This is a genomic window from Rhodococcus sp. WWJCD1 (genome assembly GCF_002258735.1).
Lineage (GTDB): Bacteria > Actinomycetota > Actinomycetes > Mycobacteriales > Mycobacteriaceae > Rhodococcoides.
The window spans coordinates 204,850-220,021 of the sequence record NZ_NOXY01000020.1 but is presented as its reverse complement, the minus strand read 5'-3'; the positions used below and the strand labels follow the sequence as shown (position 1 = coordinate 220,021).

The window sequence follows — 15,172 nt, the reverse complement described above, 5'->3', positions numbered from 1 at the left end:
AACCTTCGGATGCGTAGGTTTGTCCGTCCATCCCGACTCGAATGCTGGTATCGGTCATAAGCTGCCCTGTTCGACGTTGTGATACAACAACATTCGAAGCCACGTCGCGTTTTCACCGAATATTCACAGGTTCGGATTCGGCCACCGAGACGGTCGCCTCCGGCCCGCCGGTACTGTCGTCTCTCGTGAAGTTCCTACCGCTCACGCCCAACGGCGAGACTCCCGTCCGCGCGCTGACGATCGCCGGAACCGACTCCGGCGGCGGGGCCGGAATCCAGGCGGACAGCCGCACGATGGCCATGTTGGGCGTCCACGCGTGCGTTGCCGTCGCCGCGGTGACGGTCCAGAACACCGTCGGCGTAACGGGCTTTCACGAGATCCCGCCCGAGATAGTCGCGGCCCAGGTTCGCTCGGTGGTCTCGGACATCGGCGTCGGCGCAGCGAAGACCGGGATGCTGGCGTCCACCGCCATCATCGAAGCGGTCACCGCCGTGTGCACCGAGGTGGGCATCGGCCGCGACCGGCCGGTACCCCTGGTCGTCGATCCGGTGTGCGCATCGATGCACGGCGATCCGCTACTGCACGCCGAAGCGCTCGACGCCATCCGCCACACCCTGTTTCCCATCGCCTCGCTGGTGACCCCCAACCTCGACGAGGTCCGGTTGATCACCGGCATCGAGGTGGTCGACGACGCGTCCGCGCACCGCGCCGCGGAAGCCCTGCACGGCTTGGGCGCGCAGTGGGCACTGGTCAAGGGCGGTCATCTGCGCACATCCACCCACAGCACAGACCTGCTGTTCGACGGCGACACGTTCCTCGAATTCACCAGTGACCGCATCGACACCGGCAACGATCACGGCGGCGGCGACACCCTCGCTGCCTCGATCGCGTCGGCACTGGCACACGGATACTCGATGCCCGACGCGGTGGCCTTCGGTAAGGAGTGGGTCACCCGTTGCCTGGCCGCGTCCTACGACCTGGGTGCGGGCCACGGCCCGGTGTCACCGCTGTGGCGACTGCACGAGTCGGAGGATGCGTAGGTCGTCGGGCGCGCCCTTGATCTTGGGAGCGAAGAAGCTGCGGCGATAGGGCTTGGCCACCACGTGTAGGGCGTCGAGCACCTCCGGCGGGACCGCCTCGAGGGCCGCGGCGGAGATCATGACGTTGCCGTTTCCGCCGGTCTGCATCACGCGGGCGGCGACGGTGACGTCGACGCCGAGCCAGTCCGATCCCACCTGACGCGGGCTGCCGGTGTGGATACCGACTCGCATCGTCGGGGTGTATCCGTCGACATTCACGGCGCCGAGGGCATCCCGTGCTGCGAACACGGCCTCGACGGCTTTGTCCGCATCGGAGAACACGGCCATGATGCCGTCGCCCAGCCTTTTCACGACGTGACCGCCGCGGAACGCAACCTCGGGTTCGACGGCTTTCGAGACCTTGCGAAGCAAAGTCAGGGTGGCGGTATCGCCCGCACGAAGCGACCACGACGAGAATCCGACGAGATCGGTGAAGACGATCGTGACGTCCGATTCGCCGCGGCCGCGGCCCGCCCGCTCGAGGATCGCCTGCCACACCTGCAGGGCACCGAGGCCGACTTCACGGGATGCACCCGGTTCGTCGTCGAGTCCGTTGGCGGCCAGAAACCGATCCGCAACGCGGGCGACGGCCAATGCTCGTCCCGGGCCGTCGATGGACATCGGATCGCCGAACGTGGGGTCGCCGGGTAGTGCTCGCCGCACACGTCGAACCGCCCCGACCACCGTGGGCGCTCGATTGGTGGTGCGGACCCACTCCACCACCGAGGAGACGACTGCGTTCACAGCATCGAGCGTAACCCACGGTTACACATACTTAGCCTCACCCTTCGGCGCGTGCGGCCTCGCGCGCAGCACCGACCGGAACTCCGTTGGGGCCCTCCACCGACTGCGCGTAGACGCCGATTCCGTAGGCGACGGCGGCACCGTTCTTCGCCAGTGCGGCGCGGTCGACGTTCGCCAGGGTGTCCTGATCGGTGTGGTAATTCTCGTCGAAGGTCTGATCGGCAGTGCCGCCCCACTTTGCAGCCTGCTCGGCCGTCTTGTTCTCGTCCGCGCCGCTGAACACGCCGCCCGCCGGAATACCGACCTCGATGAACGGGCCGTAGTCGGATCGACCGTCGAAATCGGTGCCGTCCGCGGCGACACCGTCGGCGGCCAGCCGCTCGACGAACGTGCGCTCGATGGCGTCGGATCCGGCCGGTCCCGCGGGCTCACCGACCTTGTCGGAGTCGTCGCCGTCGTACGCGAGGTAGCCGGCGTTGTGCGAGCCGATCATGTCGAAGTTCAAGTACAGGGCGATGTTTCGCTTGTCGTCGTCGGACAGGCCCTCGACGTACTTGGTGGAACCGACGAGCCCGTCTTCCTCGGCACCCCAGAACGCGAAGCGGACCGCGTTGGTCACCTCGGGCGCACTACCCATCTGCAGGGCCGTCTCGAGCACTGCCGATGTGCCGGTGCCGTTGTCGTTGATGCCGGGGCCTTCGGGCACGCTGTCGAGGTGAGCACCCGCCACCACAACGTTCTCGGTCGAGCCGGTGGTGGTCTGGGCGATGATGTTGCGGCTCGTGGTCGTATCGGTCGTCGTGACGAGGGTCAACGTGACCTCGGGTGCCGCGAGGACCGCTGCGCCGTCCTCCTGGCTGACGCCGCCGGTCGGAATCTTTGCGGTCTCGGGATCGCCGAGTGTCCCCGAATCCAGCGGTCCCGGTTCGTTGTTGACGATGATCGTGGCTGCCGCACCCAGTTCGGCGGCGACGGTCTGCTTCGCACCGAACGGGCACACGCCGCGCGGCACGACGGCGACGGCACCGGCGAGATCGAGGCCCGCGTAATCCGCTGCCTCGCATCCGTCTGCACCGGCGGGAGCCCCGACGACGCGCGCTGTGATGCCCTCTGCGGGCGTGGTCGGTGAATAGCTGAGCGCGAACACCGGAATCTCGGTGCCTGCGAGCGACAGGGTCTGAGTCTGCGCCTCGAAGGTCTCGAACTCGAACTCCGGAGTGGTGACCTCGAAACCGGCCGATTCGAGTTGCGAGACAACGTAATCGACACTCGCGTCGTATCCGGCGGTACCGGCGGCACGGTTTCCGTCGTGCGCGGCGGCGATCGTTTCCAATTCCTGGAGGTGCCCGACGAGGGCGTCCTCGGTGACCGCGGCCGACAGCCCCGGCCCGTCGGGTGTCGCGAAAACTCTGGCCGGTTCCTCGTCCGAGGTGGACGAGCAACCGGCCAGAATCAACACAGTGACGGCGCTACCTGCAAGCAAGGAAATCCGCATAGCGGACACCCTACCCAGACAAATCGCAGGGTGTCAGGCGTCCCGACGATTGACCACGAACACTGCTGCGCCGAAGATCACCGCAGTGAAGACGACGAAGTAGATCAGACTGCCGACCGGACCCCAATGGAAGTCCGTACCTGTCGAGCCGCCGAGGAAATGGTCGGCGTTCTTGAAGGGCAGGAACGGCTGAATCTTCTCGCCGACCTTCGGGATGACTCCGACGAGGCTCTCGATCAGCAACGGCCACAGCAGTAGGACGGCGATGGCACCGGCGGACTGCCGGATGAGCGCACCCACCGCGACAGCGAGAACGATCTGCACGAACGCCAGGACGGCAGTACCGTAGATGACTCGCCACGTGCCGTCGACGTCGAAGCTCAGGAGCGCGCCCGCTTCTTCACCCGCGATCGATTTCGCCAGGAAGAATGCACCGAACGCCAGGATCAACGACAGCACCGCGCCGTACACGCCGACGATCAGCGCCTTGGCACCGAGCACCGAGGCCCGGTTGGTGACCGCCTGAAATGTCGTCCGGATCAGGCCGAAGCGGTATTCGCTGGTGACGGTGAGGGCCGCCAGGATCATCAGCACCATGATCCCCAGCCCGCCTACACCGCTGCCGACGACGTCGTACGCAGTGGTCGGCGGTAGCCCCTCCGGAGCATCCGGGCCGATGGCCGTCTTTGCGGCCCAACCGAGGATGGCTCCGAACCCGAGGCCGAACACCACCACGATCGCGCTGCACCACCACGGCGATTTGGTCGAGGTGAACTTGATTCTTTCTGCTGCCAAGACGCCCATCAGAGTGACCCGCCCATCGCTTGCTGAGTGTTCTGGTCTTCGGCGCCCGCGCCGTGGTATTGCACTGTGTCTCCGGTGAGTTTCATGAATGCTTCCTCGAGCGAGCCTCGCTGAGAGGCCAACTCGTGCAGGGTGATTCCGGCGCGTCCGGCGATATCGCCGATCGTGTCGGTCGTGGAGTTCAGCACCACTAGCGAGGGCTGAAGCTCATCGGTCTTGTCCGGCTCGCGCACGGTGAGACCAGCTGTGGTCAGTGCCTGTCGAAGCCCGTCGAGCTGTGGGCTGCGCACGCGCACCGACGCCTCGGAGGCGTGGTCGATGAATTCCTGCACCGAGGAATCCGAGATCAGCTTGCCGCGTCCGATGACGATGAGGTGCTCTGCCGTCTGGGCCATCTCCGAGAGCAGGTGGCTCGAGACGAGCACCGTGCGGCCCTCGGCTGCCAAGCGCTGCATGAACTTTCGGATCCAGACGATGCCTTCGGGGTCGAGGCCGTTGACCGGCTCGTCGAACAGCAACACCTTGGGATCGCCCAGCAGAGCGCCCGCGAGACCGAGCCGCTGCGACATGCCGAGTGAGAAGCCGCCCGCATTCTTCTTCGCGACCTCGGACAGTCCCACCAGACGCAGCACCTCTTCGACGCGCGACTTGGGGATGCCGTTGGACGCGGCCATCCACTCGAGGTGAGCACGTGCCGAACGGTTGGGGTGCACCCACTTGGCGTCGAGCAGGGCGCCGACGGTACGCAGTGGTTGCTTCAGGTGGCTGTAGCTCTTGCCCTCGATGGTCGCCGAGCCCGAGGTGGGTCGGTCGAGCCCGAGGATCATCCGCATGGTGGTCGACTTGCCTGCGCCGTTGGGGCCGAGGAAGCCGGTCACGATGCCGGGTTTGATGGTGAAGGTGAGGTTGTCGACCGCCGTCACCGCGCCGTATTGCTTGGTCAATCCTGTCACTTCGATCATGGGGTCAACCTTCCCCGATCGAACGCGTCCGCACATCGACCTACAGTCGCCGATTGCATCATCCTTTCGGATGACACACACCCTGAGACAGTCGGTCACATGGGAGCCCGCGGCCAACCAGGCGCAGCCGCAAACGCGCGCGCGTTTGCCAGATGCGAGCGGAACAGTCCTCGTATTCGCCACTGTTCTGCGCGCGTTTCACAAATGCGCGCGCGTTTGCCGGATACGCAGCACCCTGGAAGGTGCCGGGCCGTCGACGCAGCCGCTCACATGGGCGAGCTGGCCTGCGCCCAGAATCGTTTCGGTATACGTCCTGCGTGTCGGGCCTGGTAACCAGCCGCTACCGCATGTCTCATTGCCGACGCCATCAGCGCGGGATCCTTCGCGCGGGTCACGGCGGTGGCGAGCAGCACCGCGTCGCAGCCGAGTTCCATCGCGAGGGTGGCGTCGCTGGCGGTACCGATACCCGCGTCCAGGATCACCGGCACCGTTGCGGCGTCGACGATCATTTCGATGTTGTGCGGGTTGGCGATCCCGAGACCGGTGCCGATGGGCGAGCCGAGCGGCATGACGGCCACGCAGCCGATGTCCTCCAGGCGCTTGGCCAGAACCGGGTCGTCGGTGGTGTACGGCAGCACCTGGAAGCCGTCGTCGACGAGTTGCTCTGCAGCCCTGACCAATTCGATGGCGTCGGGCAGCAGGGTTCGCTCGTCGGCGATCACTTCGAGTTTCACCCAATCGGTCTCGAGCGCCTCACGGCCCAGCTGCGCGGTGAGCACTGCCTCGGCCGATCCTCGGCACCCTGCGGTGTTCGGCAGCGGCGCGATGTTCAACCGGCGCAGCAGATCCAGCACTCCCGTCCCACCCGCGGCGTCGACGCGGCGCATCGCAACAGTGGTCAGTTCGGTCCCGGACGCGACGAGGGCCTCTTCGAGTACCGCGAGATTGGCCGCTCCCCCGGTGCCGGTGATGAGCCGGGAGGTGAAGGTGCGATCGGCGATCGTCAGACCCGTCATGCCCTCAGCCACCCTGCACAGCGGTGAGAACGTCGATGGTCCAACCCTTTTCGATGCTGGTGGTGTCCCACCGACTCTTGGGCAGCACGGCACCGTCGACGGCGACAGCGATACCCTTCTCCGGCATTCCGAGCTTGTCGAGGAGTCGAGTCATGGTCATGTCCTCGGTGAGCAGGTGATCCTCGCCGTTGACGGTGATGCCGATGGCAACCTGTGTCATGGTGTCCTTTCGATCTGCGGGCTCTAAATGTGCGAGAAGCGTTCAGGACTGGCGGCTTTCGCCTCGGAGATCTCTTCGCCGGAGACGAGTGCGGCTACCGCGTCGGCGGTGATGGGGGCGAGCAGGATGCCGTTGCGGCCGTGGCCGGTGGCGACGATCACCTGGGGAGACAGCCTGCCGATGATGGGTAGTCCGTCCGGGCTCATGGGCCGCAGTCCGGCAGCTGTTTCGTACAGCTCGTATTCGCCGATACTCGGCATGAGCCTTTCGGCGTCGGCTATCAGGTCTCGCACCCCGGCGACGGTCACCTGCGTGTCCTGCCCGGATTCGTATTGTGTTGCGCCGACGACCAATCCGTCCCCGCGTGGCACCAGGTAGATCGGCCTGCCGTGTACGGTTCCGCGAACGGTGCGGTGCGGTGGGGGTGCCGCGCTCGGTCGACGACGCAGCCGGAGGATTTCACCCTTGACCGCACGGACCGGCAGCGAGGGCCACAGCGCCGCCGACTGTGCCCCGGCGGCCAGGACCACCTGATCGGCGTCGGGGATGGTCTCCACCGGGGCGGTCACGAACCCCACTCCTGCGTCCAGGCATCCCTGCTCGAGCGCGGCAACCAGCGCTCGATTGTCGACGGACAGCTCGGTCGGTGCCAGCAGGCCGAGCCGAATGTTCTGTGCCAGAGCAGGTTCGAGCTCACGCAGCTGCGCGCGGCCGAGAATCTCCAATTCGTGTCCTTGCTCGCCCACCCACTCGGCAACGGTCCGCAGATCTGCGGCATCGGCGGAGTCGAGGGCAACCGTCACCGATCCGGACGCGGAGAACACCGACGGGCCGGGAAGGCGCTCGGCGAAGTCCGGCCACCGCGCCAGCGAGGCAGCACCGAGGTGCAGGAGTTCGTGTTCGCCCGGCCACCCCTCGGACAGCGGGGCCAGCATGCCGCCGGCCACCCAGGACGCGCCCTTGCCCAGAGCAGGATCGTGCACGACCACTCGGTGACCGTCCTGGCTCAGGCGCAGCGCCGTCGACAGCCCGATGACGCCTCCGCCGATAACGACGATGTGCACGCGATTCACGTCCTCACTCCCTGCGCCCGCATGATCGGGTTCAGGTATTGACGGTAAGGGCGGCGAACCCACTCTCAGCCCCACGATCCTCGGGACTCCCGCGATATCTCGGCCACTCCGTCGTCGGTGGCGGCCACCATGAGAATACAGTTCGCTTTGTGCATCCATCTCAGACCGCCCGCAATCAGACTCCCCGTGAGCGTCTTGCGTCCGCTCGCCTGTACCTGTGTACCGATGCCAGGCGCGACAAGGGCGATCTCGCGCAGTTCGCCGAGGCCGCGTTGTCCGGTGGCGTCGACATCATTCAGCTGCGCGACAAGAACTCCGCCGGTGAGCGCCAGTTCGGGCCGCTCGAGGCCAAGGACGAGCTGGCTGCACTGGCGATTCTGCTCGGCGCGACCAAGCGGCACGGTGCACTGCTGGCGGTCAACGACCGCGCGGACCTGGCGCTGGCCTCCGGCGCGGACGTGCTGCATCTCGGTCAGGGCGATCTGCCGGTGCACTACGCCCGCCAGATCCTCGGTCCGGACGTGGTGATCGGCCGCTCGACGCAGAACCGGGCCCAGTCCTCGCTCGCTGCGATCGAGGACGGCGTCGACTACTTCGCCGTCGGGCCGGTCTGGCCCACGCCCACCAAGCCCAACAGATCGGCCGCCGGGCTCGAGACTCTGCGGGCCACCGCGGACGCGCTGCCGGAGCGGCCGTGGTTCGCCATCGGCGGCGTCGATGCCACCAACGTGGATCAGGTCAGGGCAGCCGGTGCCGACCGCATCGTGGTGGTCCGCGCCATCACCGAGGCCCGGGACCCACAGGCAGCCGCTCGCGCGCTGGTCCAGGCTCTGCAGGCCTAGCCGGGGCACACTGGACGGAGTGTTCTCCTCCCTCGCCCCGGCCCGTCGCCGGTTGGTCCTCGCTCTCCTCGTCCTGGTTGCAGTCGGGGTCGTCGTGGTCGCCGCGATTGTTGCGTCGTCGCTCCGTACCGATGACCCCGTCGCGAGCGTCGACCAGTCGGTGCCCGGCCCGGTGCTGCTGGTCCCCGGTTTCGGCGGTTCCACCGATGCGCTCGATGTGCTCGCGTCCGCGCTGCGAGAAGACGGTCGCGACGCCACCGTGGTGGCCCTGCCGGACGGTGGCGTCGGCGATCTGACCGCCCAGGCGGGCACCTTGCGTGACGCTGCCGACGCAGCTCTGACTCGGACGGGAGCGACGTCGGTCGACGTCGTCGGGTATTCCGCAGGCGGCGTGGTGGCCCGGATCTGGGCCGCCGACCTGGGCGGCGCCGAGCAGGCCCGGCGCATCGTGACCCTCGGCTCCCCGCACCACGGCACCCAGGTGGCGGGGCTGGCGGCCCAAGTCCTGCCCGATCGATGCCCGACGGCCTGTCAGCAGCTCGCCCCGGACAGCTCCGTGCTGGCCGCCCTGAACTCCGGCGACGAGACCCCGGAGGGGCCGCAGTGGGTGTCGATCTGGACCGACGTGGATCAGGTGGTGACCCCGCCTACCTCGGCCGAACTCGACGGGGCGATCGACATCCCCGTCCAGAGCGTGTGTGCGGATTCCACCGTCGATCACGGGAACCTGCCCCGCGATCCTCTCGTCGCGGCGATGGTCTCGGCCCAGTTGGAGGGCAGCTCCACCACCCAGCTCGGCGCAGCTGATTGCAGCCGTCTCAGCTAGTGATGTCCTTGGTCGTGAAGTTCGCCCACGCCGCACCCAGGAGCACCACGACGTAGGCACCCTGCAACCCGACGCCGCGCACCAGGTCCCGCGTCGGCACCGGATCGCGGAACAGGTCTACGAAAGCCAGCCAGTATCGCGTCGGCAAGTAGGGCGCGATGGCGTCGGCCGCGTCCAGGGTCAGCAGCAACGAGCTGGCGATGAGGAAGGCCAACGCGCCCAGCGTCGCGGCGAGCGGGGAGTCGGTCAGGGTCGAGAGAAACAACCCCATGGCAGCGACTCCGAGCATGGACAGCGTCACGTAGAGCACGGCGATGACGGTGCGCACGGCGACCTGTTGATCGGTCAGCACCGTGCCGGACACGCTGGAAACGCCGGCCAACGACGTGGTGTCGAACAGCGTCGTACCGACGAAATACGCGACGGCGGCCACGATGACCACGGCCAGCAACACGAAGGCGGCCACCGAGATCAGCTTTGCCACCAGTAGTCGGGTCCTTCCCACCGGGCGGGCCAGCAGGTAGCGCAGGGTGCCGGCCTGGGCCTCTCCCGCGACGGCGTCGCCGGCGATGACCGACACCGCGACGGGCAGGAACAGCGGCAGCACGATGGCGAGCGCGGCGAGCGGGAAGAGCTGGCCGTTGGTGGTCACCGCCGACAGGAAGGCAGGGCCTTCGCCGGGCCGCGGACCGATGTCGGTGAGTGCCAACAGGCCCGCGACGATGGTGGGCAGCAGGTTCAGCAGGAGGATGACGACCCAGGTGCGGGGTCGACTCAGCATCGCGCGCAGCTCGACGCCGATCATGCGGTCACCTCCGTCCGGGTTGAGCGGACGGGACCGTCGACTCGGTCGGCGCTGGCGCCGGTGGCGGCCAGCACGGACTGCTCCAGACTCATCTGCTGCGTCGTCAGCTCGCTCACTCGGACCCCACCTTCGACGAGCAGTCGATTGAGCAGGGCCGAGTCGGGGTGTTCGATCACGAGCTGCTGCCCTTCACGGTGGAGCACGGTGGCGTTCTGGACTCCGGCGAGCACGGCGACGGCCTCGGCCGGGTCCGGGGTGCCCACGAGCACTCGGCCGGTGGGCTGTTGGAACGCGGAGAGCTGATCCTGCAGAACGAGGCGACCCCGATCGAGCACTCCCACTCGATCGCACAGTTGCTCCACCTCGGCCAGCAGGTGGCTGGAGAGGAACACTGTGGTGCCCTTCGCATGCAGGCCGAGGAGCAACTCTCGAATCTCCAGGATTCCCTGTGGGTCGAGACCGTTGGTCGGCTCGTCGAGTATCAGCAGCTCGGGGGTGCGCATGAGTGCCGCGGCCAAGCCGAGGCGCTGCCGCATACCGAGCGAGTACTGCTTGACCGGTCTGCGTCCCACCCCGGCGAGGCCCACCTGTTCGAGGGCCTCGCCGACACGGGCGGTCCTGGTACGACGGGCACCACCCGGCCCGGCCGCGTCGAGCAGCGTGAGGTTCCGGCGTCCCGAGAGATTGGGGTAGGCGGCGGGGTTCTCGATCAGCGCACCCACCCGCGGCAGCACGCTCCTGCGTCGCCGCGGCATCTCCTCGCCGAGCAACTGCATCTGCCCGGAGGTGGCCAGGACCAGGCCGAGCAGCATCCGCACGGTCGTCGTCTTGCCGGAGCCGTTGGCACCGACGAAGCCGTAGATGTCGCCGGCGCGCACATCGAGGTCGACGCCGTCGACTGCTCGCACCGATCCGTAGCTCTTGGTGAGGCCGGTCGTGCGGATCATGTGGCTGCTCCTTCGAGCTGCAGGGCGGCGGTGGCCAGGGTTTCTGCGGTGACGGTGCCGGAGAGCAGGTAGCGACGCCGGTCGGCGGTGGGCTCGGTGATCAGGACGTTGAGCGGCCCGATCGACAGCGCGACGCTGTTGCCGGTGACGACTGCGCCAGGGGCTTCCCGCAGCTGGTCGACGAGCCCGCGCGCAGCGCGACGCGGCAGTGGAGCGGCGATCAACTCGGTCACCCCGCGGCCGTAGATTCCCACCGCACCCTGGCCGCCGCGGTCCATCAGGTCGAGTCCGGACAGCGTCGACGGAAGACCGGCGGCGTCGATCCCGTCGGCAAACGAAGCGATGTCGAGACCGTCCTGCTGCTGCACATCGGTTCCTGGCGGCGGGACGAAGCGGACGGTGTCGGCGTCCGGGGTCGCGGAGGAGAAGTCGAGGAACGCAGTGCTGACGATAGGGCGAGTGGCCCCGTCGCCCAGCACGTCGACCTGCAGCGGAAGACCGCTGTCGGGATCGACCCACACGTCTACCTCGGTGACGGTGCTCTGCGGCTCGCTGGGGATCAGTCGGAGGCCAGGGGCGTCCCGGCCGGCGATCCGACGATCCGGCAGCCGGGTGACCTCATCGGCGTTCGCTTCGCTGAGCAACCGCTGCCCGAGCTCCGGGGGCAGCAGGTCGGCTTCACGAGGCAGGCGCAGGCTCGGCTCGGGTACCGGTGTCACCACTGCCGTGTTCTGTTCGTAGTCCCAACTCCACAGCCGAGCCGGGCTCCGGTAGAGGCCACGCTCCCCGGCGAGGCGCACGGTGTCGACGCGCCAGCTGTCCGGGCTGCGATACCAGGCGCGCAGGGTCGTGGTGTCGCCCAGTAGATCCGGAAGGCCGCCGAGTCCGTCGGTCACCGGCAGAGTGACACCGCCGACCGCCTGGGCGTAGCCCGAGTACGGCGTCGCGGTGGAGGACTGGACTCGGGAGAGCAATTCGGCCGCGGTGATGTTCGACGCCTCGACGGGCCAACGCGCTATCACCGAGGGGGTGGCGACAAGCACGGCGATGCCGAGCACCACCGCCAGCCACCGCCACTTCTTGCGCACCTCTTCGACCGTACGGACGTACCCGGTGTGCTGCATGTGAGCAGAACCGACCGCGGTCGAACGCCAGGTTCTCTACAACCAGCCGAGGACGGTCGACGGCGTCAACACCTGCACCGAGTCGGGCAGCCGGTCGCGCAATCCGCGGTCGGCGGTGACCAGCGCCGTCAGATCCCCGTCGAGACGGGCCTGATCGGCCAAGGTGTCGTCGCCGCTGCCGTTCGCGAGAATCGTCCTGGTGCGCGGGTCGTTCACCACCGCGTCGCGGGCCTCGCCTTCGAGGACGGCCTCGATTCTGGTGAGCCACCCGTATTGGCCGCCGGGCAGTTCGACGGTGCGTGGCAACGTCTCGGCGAGCGAGGTGAGCAGTGCGCCGGTCGATCCGGCGCGGTCCTTCCACCAGCCGTTCGGTCGTGAGCCGAGCACGTTGGCGGTGTCCAGCAGTACCCGCAGCGGCACGGTGCGCAGCGCCGACCAGCTCGATGCGAACCCCGGGTGCAACGGGAGGTCGGCGACGATCGATTCCGGTACCCAGCGCAGTTCGGTGCTCTCACCGTTGGGCACGGTGGTCAGTGGATGATCGGTATCGGCAACGACGGTGGTGTACGACCAGCCGCTCGCGACACTCGCAGTGACCCGTTCGCTCCGCACGCACAGCTGTTCGGCAGCGATACCGGCTTCCTCGTGAGCCTCGCGTACGGCCGCGTGCTCGGTGCTCTCGTGAGAGTCACGGGCCCCGCCGGGCAGCGCCCACGTTCCGCCCTGGTGGCTCCACAGTGCGCGGTGCTGCAGCAGTACGAGTGGTTCTCCGGTGTTCGACGGTGCGCGGAGCAACAGTCCGGCGGCCCCGTGCTTTCCCCAGTGCCGAGAACCGTCGGCACCGATCACCCACCCGTCCCCGTCACCTCGCATGCTCACCACCCTAGGGGAATCGTCCGCCTGTAGTGACTGTGCTGTAGTGGCTGCAGTACGGTCCGCCTGCTTATATGCTCGGTGACGTGATCGCGGCCGGCATTACCCCCTCCGCTGCCGTGCCTCCGACAACGGCCACTCCCGTCGGTACCGTTGCCGGCAAGCCACCGGTTCGCTACACGATGCGTTCGACGCCTGCGCGGTTGGTCGCGATGGGAACCGCGCTGGTGGTGTTGGCGTTGACGGTCGGAAATCTGGCGTCCACGGCGGTCACCGAGCGGGTGGACACCTTGGGCACGCTGCTGGTCCGGACCGAGCCGTTCGCGAACTCGGCGCAGAATCTGTACGGGGCACTGTCGGTGGCCGATTCCGCTGCCGCAACCGCATTCATCGCCGGCGGTCTCGAACCGGCCGAGGTACGCGAACGCTACTCGCAGGCACTCGGCGAGGCGTCGTCCGAACTGATCGCAGCGTCGGCCGGAGTGACCGAGAACGACGAGGCCACCAGTGCCGTGCTGACGCAGATCGCCGCCGGACTGCCGGTGTACAGCGGTCTGGTCGAGACGGCCAGGGCCAACAACCGGAGCGGGAACCCGGTGGGGGCGGCATATCTCGGTGAGGCCTCGACGATGATGCAGACAAGTCTGCTGCCGCTGGCCGAGAAGTTGTACACCGAGCAGGCATCACGGGTGTCGGCCGATCAGGAACGGTTCACCAGCCCGCCGTTCTTCGCGATCGGGTCGGTCGTGTTCCTGCTGATGATGACCGGCCTGGCGCAGTGGTACCTCTCGCGAACGACGCGTCGAACGTTGAACGTCGGATTCCTCGGTGCCACAGCCGCTGTCGTCGGCCTGCTCGGCTGGATGTTGGTGGTAGGACTGATCTCCTCGATCGCTACCGACCGCGCGCTCGATCGCGGTGTCGCGCCGCTGAAGTCGTACACGACGGGTTTCATCATGGCGCAACAGGCCAGAGCGGACGAGACCCTCGATCTCGCACGCCGCGGCGGCAGTCAGGATTACGGACAATCGTTCGACGCCAACGTCTCTCGAATGTCGGAGATGTTCCAGGGTGATACCGCGGTGATCGACGCGCTGAACACATGGTCCGGCTCGCATGCGCGCATCGATTCCGCTCTCGAAGTCGGCGACTTCAACGGTGCGGTCGCCATCGCCACCGGAACCGCGGAATCCGATTCGGCCGCCGCCTTCACTGCACTGGACAGTGTTCTGGTCGACGGCATAGAGAACGCGCGAGCCGAACTACGGTCCAACATCGACCGCTCGGTCGGGGTGTTGTCCGGCTTGTCCAACGGCGCGTACGTGCTCACCGTCGTCGCCTCGGTCGCGTTCGGTGTCGGCCTGTTCCCGAGGCTGCGTGAGTACCTGTGAAACGTCTGCTCGCCGTCGGCCTCCTGACCACCGCACTGCTGGTCGGCTGTACTCCGCCGGAAAGCTTTGCGCCACAAGTCGATACGACGTTCTCCGAACCGCCGCTACCGGACGGCGCATCCGTGGCCGCTCGGCCGACCGAGACCCCGGCCGACGACGAGTGCGCCCGCCCCACCGCCAGCCTGCGCCCACTCACGACCGGTACGGATGCACCGCCGGTACCGCAACCGACCATCGACGCACTGCGCGCGAAGGGCCGCCTGGTAGTCGGACTCGACACGGGCAGCAACCTTTTCAGCTTCCGTGATCCGATGAGCGGGCAGCTGGTCGGGTTCGACGTCGATATCGCGCGGGAAATCTCGCGGGACCTCTTCGGCGATCCGAACAGGTTGGACTTTCGCATTCTGACCTCGGCACAACGGCTGGAGGCCCTGCAGGATTCCTCGGTGGACATCGTGGTGAAGACCATGACCATCACGTGCGCTCGACGCAAGGACGTCCAGTTCTCCACCGTGTATTTCCAGGCGCAGCACAGGATTCTGGTGGTGCAGGGTTCGGGTATCCGCGGCGTCGGCGACCTGGCGGACAAGCGCGTGTGCGCCGTCGAGGGCACCACCTCACTGCGACGACTGCAGCGAGTGCAACCCGCAGCGACCGTGGTCACTGTGCCGATGTGGTCGGATTGCCTTGTGGTGCTGCAACAACGACAGGTCGACGCGATCAGCACCGACGACGCCATTCTCGCCGGTCTGGCTGCGCAGGATCCCTACCTCGAGATCGTCGGCGACAGCCTGAGCCCGGAGCCGTACGGGGTGGGGATCAACCGAGACAACGAGGATCTGGTGCGGTTCGTCAACGGAACGCTGGCGCGCATTCGCGCCGACGGAACCTGGAATCGCATCTACAACCGATGGCTGACGGTCCTCGGCCCCTCCCCCGGCCCGCCTACCGCGTCGTACAGCGACTAGGGG

The 15,172-nt window shown here is 67.4% G+C and carries 16 protein-coding genes; 5 read left to right on the top strand and 11 right to left on the bottom strand.

What is annotated here, in order from left to right; translation table 11 throughout:
- Nucleotides 1-185: 185 nt before the first annotated feature.
- Nucleotides 186-1,040 (top strand): bifunctional hydroxymethylpyrimidine kinase/phosphomethylpyrimidine kinase, encoded by an 855-nt coding sequence (gene thiD, locus CH286_RS13305; protein WP_032380254.1) that lies wholly within the window; start codon nt 186-188, stop codon nt 1,038-1,040.
- On the opposite strand, the gene CH286_RS13300 is transcribed toward thiD, so the two are convergent.
- The 7 genes from CH286_RS13300 to thiO form a co-directional block, all read right to left on the bottom strand.
- Entirely contained in the window at nt 1,002-1,823 is an 822-nt protein-coding gene (locus CH286_RS13300) for an adenylate/guanylate cyclase domain-containing protein (RefSeq protein WP_037148841.1), read from the bottom strand. The genes thiD and CH286_RS13300 overlap by 39 nt on opposite strands.
- A gap of 37 nt (nt 1,824-1,860) precedes the next feature.
- Nucleotides 1,861-3,318: a M28 family peptidase gene (locus tag CH286_RS13295; protein WP_032401763.1), complete on the bottom strand. Its 1,458-nt coding sequence runs from the start codon at nt 3,316-3,318 to the stop codon at nt 1,861-1,863.
- A 33-nt stretch (nt 3,319-3,351) separates the two neighbouring features.
- Nucleotides 3,352-4,122 (bottom strand): ABC transporter permease, encoded by a 771-nt coding sequence (locus CH286_RS13290; protein WP_032401762.1) that lies wholly within the window; start codon nt 4,120-4,122, stop codon nt 3,352-3,354.
- Nucleotides 4,122-5,084, bottom strand: a complete 963-nt coding sequence (locus CH286_RS13285; protein WP_032401761.1) for an ABC transporter ATP-binding protein — start codon at nt 5,082-5,084, stop codon at nt 4,122-4,124. Before CH286_RS13285 ends, CH286_RS13290 begins: the two co-directional genes overlap by 1 nt.
- Before the next feature lie 266 nt (nt 5,085-5,350).
- Nucleotides 5,351-6,100, bottom strand: coding sequence for a thiazole synthase (locus CH286_RS13280; RefSeq protein ID WP_032401760.1), 750 nt, complete (start codon nt 6,098-6,100; stop codon nt 5,351-5,353).
- A 4-nt stretch (nt 6,101-6,104) separates the two neighbouring features.
- Complete coding sequence (gene thiS / locus CH286_RS13275) at nt 6,105-6,320, bottom strand: sulfur carrier protein ThiS (RefSeq protein ID WP_032401759.1); 216 nt, start codon at nt 6,318-6,320, stop codon at nt 6,105-6,107.
- 23 nt (nt 6,321-6,343) lie between these two features.
- The gene (gene thiO / locus CH286_RS13270; protein ID WP_255182664.1) at nt 6,344-7,384 is read right to left on the bottom strand and encodes a glycine oxidase ThiO; all 1,041 of its coding nucleotides are present in this window, start codon (nt 7,382-7,384) and stop codon (nt 6,344-6,346) included.
- A 158-nt stretch (nt 7,385-7,542) separates the two neighbouring features.
- Here thiO and thiE point away from each other — a divergent pair, with 158 nt between their 5' ends.
- Nucleotides 7,543-8,235: a thiamine phosphate synthase gene (gene thiE / locus CH286_RS13265; RefSeq protein ID WP_032401758.1), complete on the top strand. Its 693-nt coding sequence runs from the start codon at nt 7,543-7,545 to the stop codon at nt 8,233-8,235.
- A gap of 19 nt (nt 8,236-8,254) precedes the next feature.
- Nucleotides 8,255-9,061: a lipase family alpha/beta hydrolase gene (locus CH286_RS13260; protein WP_080737136.1), complete on the top strand. Its 807-nt coding sequence runs from the start codon at nt 8,255-8,257 to the stop codon at nt 9,059-9,061.
- Here the strand turns inward: CH286_RS13260 and CH286_RS13255 are convergent.
- The 4 genes from CH286_RS13255 to CH286_RS13240 are packed head-to-tail and all read right to left on the bottom strand — an operon-like array spanning nt 9,054 to nt 12,810.
- Nucleotides 9,054-9,866 (bottom strand): ABC transporter permease, encoded by an 813-nt coding sequence (locus tag CH286_RS13255; protein WP_032401757.1) that lies wholly within the window; start codon nt 9,864-9,866, stop codon nt 9,054-9,056. The genes CH286_RS13260 and CH286_RS13255 overlap by 8 nt on opposite strands.
- Nucleotides 9,863-10,813: an ABC transporter ATP-binding protein gene (locus tag CH286_RS13250; protein ID WP_032401756.1), complete on the bottom strand. Its 951-nt coding sequence runs from the start codon at nt 10,811-10,813 to the stop codon at nt 9,863-9,865. The genes CH286_RS13255 and CH286_RS13250 overlap by 4 nt, the downstream gene beginning before the upstream one ends.
- Nucleotides 10,810-11,937, bottom strand: a complete 1,128-nt coding sequence (locus CH286_RS13245; RefSeq protein WP_094609441.1) for a LolA family protein — start codon at nt 11,935-11,937, stop codon at nt 10,810-10,812. Before CH286_RS13245 ends, CH286_RS13250 begins: the two co-directional genes overlap by 4 nt.
- A gap of 36 nt (nt 11,938-11,973) precedes the next feature.
- Nucleotides 11,974-12,810 carry an NUDIX hydrolase gene (locus tag CH286_RS13240; RefSeq protein WP_094609440.1) on the bottom strand — a complete coding sequence of 279 codons (837 nt, stop codon included), beginning with the start codon at nt 12,808-12,810 and terminating at the stop codon, nt 11,974-11,976.
- 86 nt (nt 12,811-12,896) lie between these two features.
- Here CH286_RS13240 and CH286_RS13235 point away from each other — a divergent pair, with 86 nt between their 5' ends.
- On the top strand, nt 12,897-14,201 hold the full coding sequence (locus tag CH286_RS13235; protein WP_255182650.1) for a hypothetical protein: 1,305 nt from the start codon (nt 12,897-12,899) through the stop codon (nt 14,199-14,201).
- A complete protein-coding gene (locus CH286_RS13230; protein WP_037148850.1) occupies nt 14,198-15,169 on the top strand; it encodes a glutamate ABC transporter substrate-binding protein in 972 nt (323 codons plus the stop codon). Before CH286_RS13235 ends, CH286_RS13230 begins: the two co-directional genes overlap by 4 nt.
- The last annotated feature ends 3 nt before the right edge of the window (nt 15,170-15,172 follow it).

Bases quoted from the DNA above. Each gene is read 5' to 3' on its own strand.
- CH286_RS13250 (WP_032401756.1), bottom strand. From the start codon at position 10,813: ATGATCCGCACGACCGGCCTCACCAAGAGCTACGGATCGGTGCGAGCA.
- CH286_RS13285 (WP_032401761.1), bottom strand. From the start codon at position 5,084: ATGATCGAAGTGACAGGATTGACCAAGCAATACGGCGCGGTGACGGCG.
- CH286_RS13240 (WP_094609440.1), bottom strand. From the start codon at position 12,810: ATGCGAGGTGACGGGGACGGGTGGGTGATCGGTGCCGACGGTTCTCGG.
- CH286_RS13245 (WP_094609441.1), bottom strand. From the start codon at position 11,937: ATGCAGCACACCGGGTACGTCCGTACGGTCGAAGAGGTGCGCAAGAAG.
- thiS (WP_032401759.1), bottom strand. From the start codon at position 6,320: ATGACACAGGTTGCCATCGGCATCACCGTCAACGGCGAGGATCACCTG.
- CH286_RS13280 (WP_032401760.1), bottom strand. From the start codon at position 6,100: ATGACGGGTCTGACGATCGCCGATCGCACCTTCACCTCCCGGCTCATC.
- CH286_RS13255 (WP_032401757.1), bottom strand. From the start codon at position 9,866: ATGATCGGCGTCGAGCTGCGCGCGATGCTGAGTCGACCCCGCACCTGG.
- CH286_RS13290 (WP_032401762.1), bottom strand. From the start codon at position 4,122: ATGGGCGTCTTGGCAGCAGAAAGAATCAAGTTCACCTCGACCAAATCG.
- CH286_RS13295 (WP_032401763.1), bottom strand. From the start codon at position 3,318: ATGCGGATTTCCTTGCTTGCAGGTAGCGCCGTCACTGTGTTGATTCTG.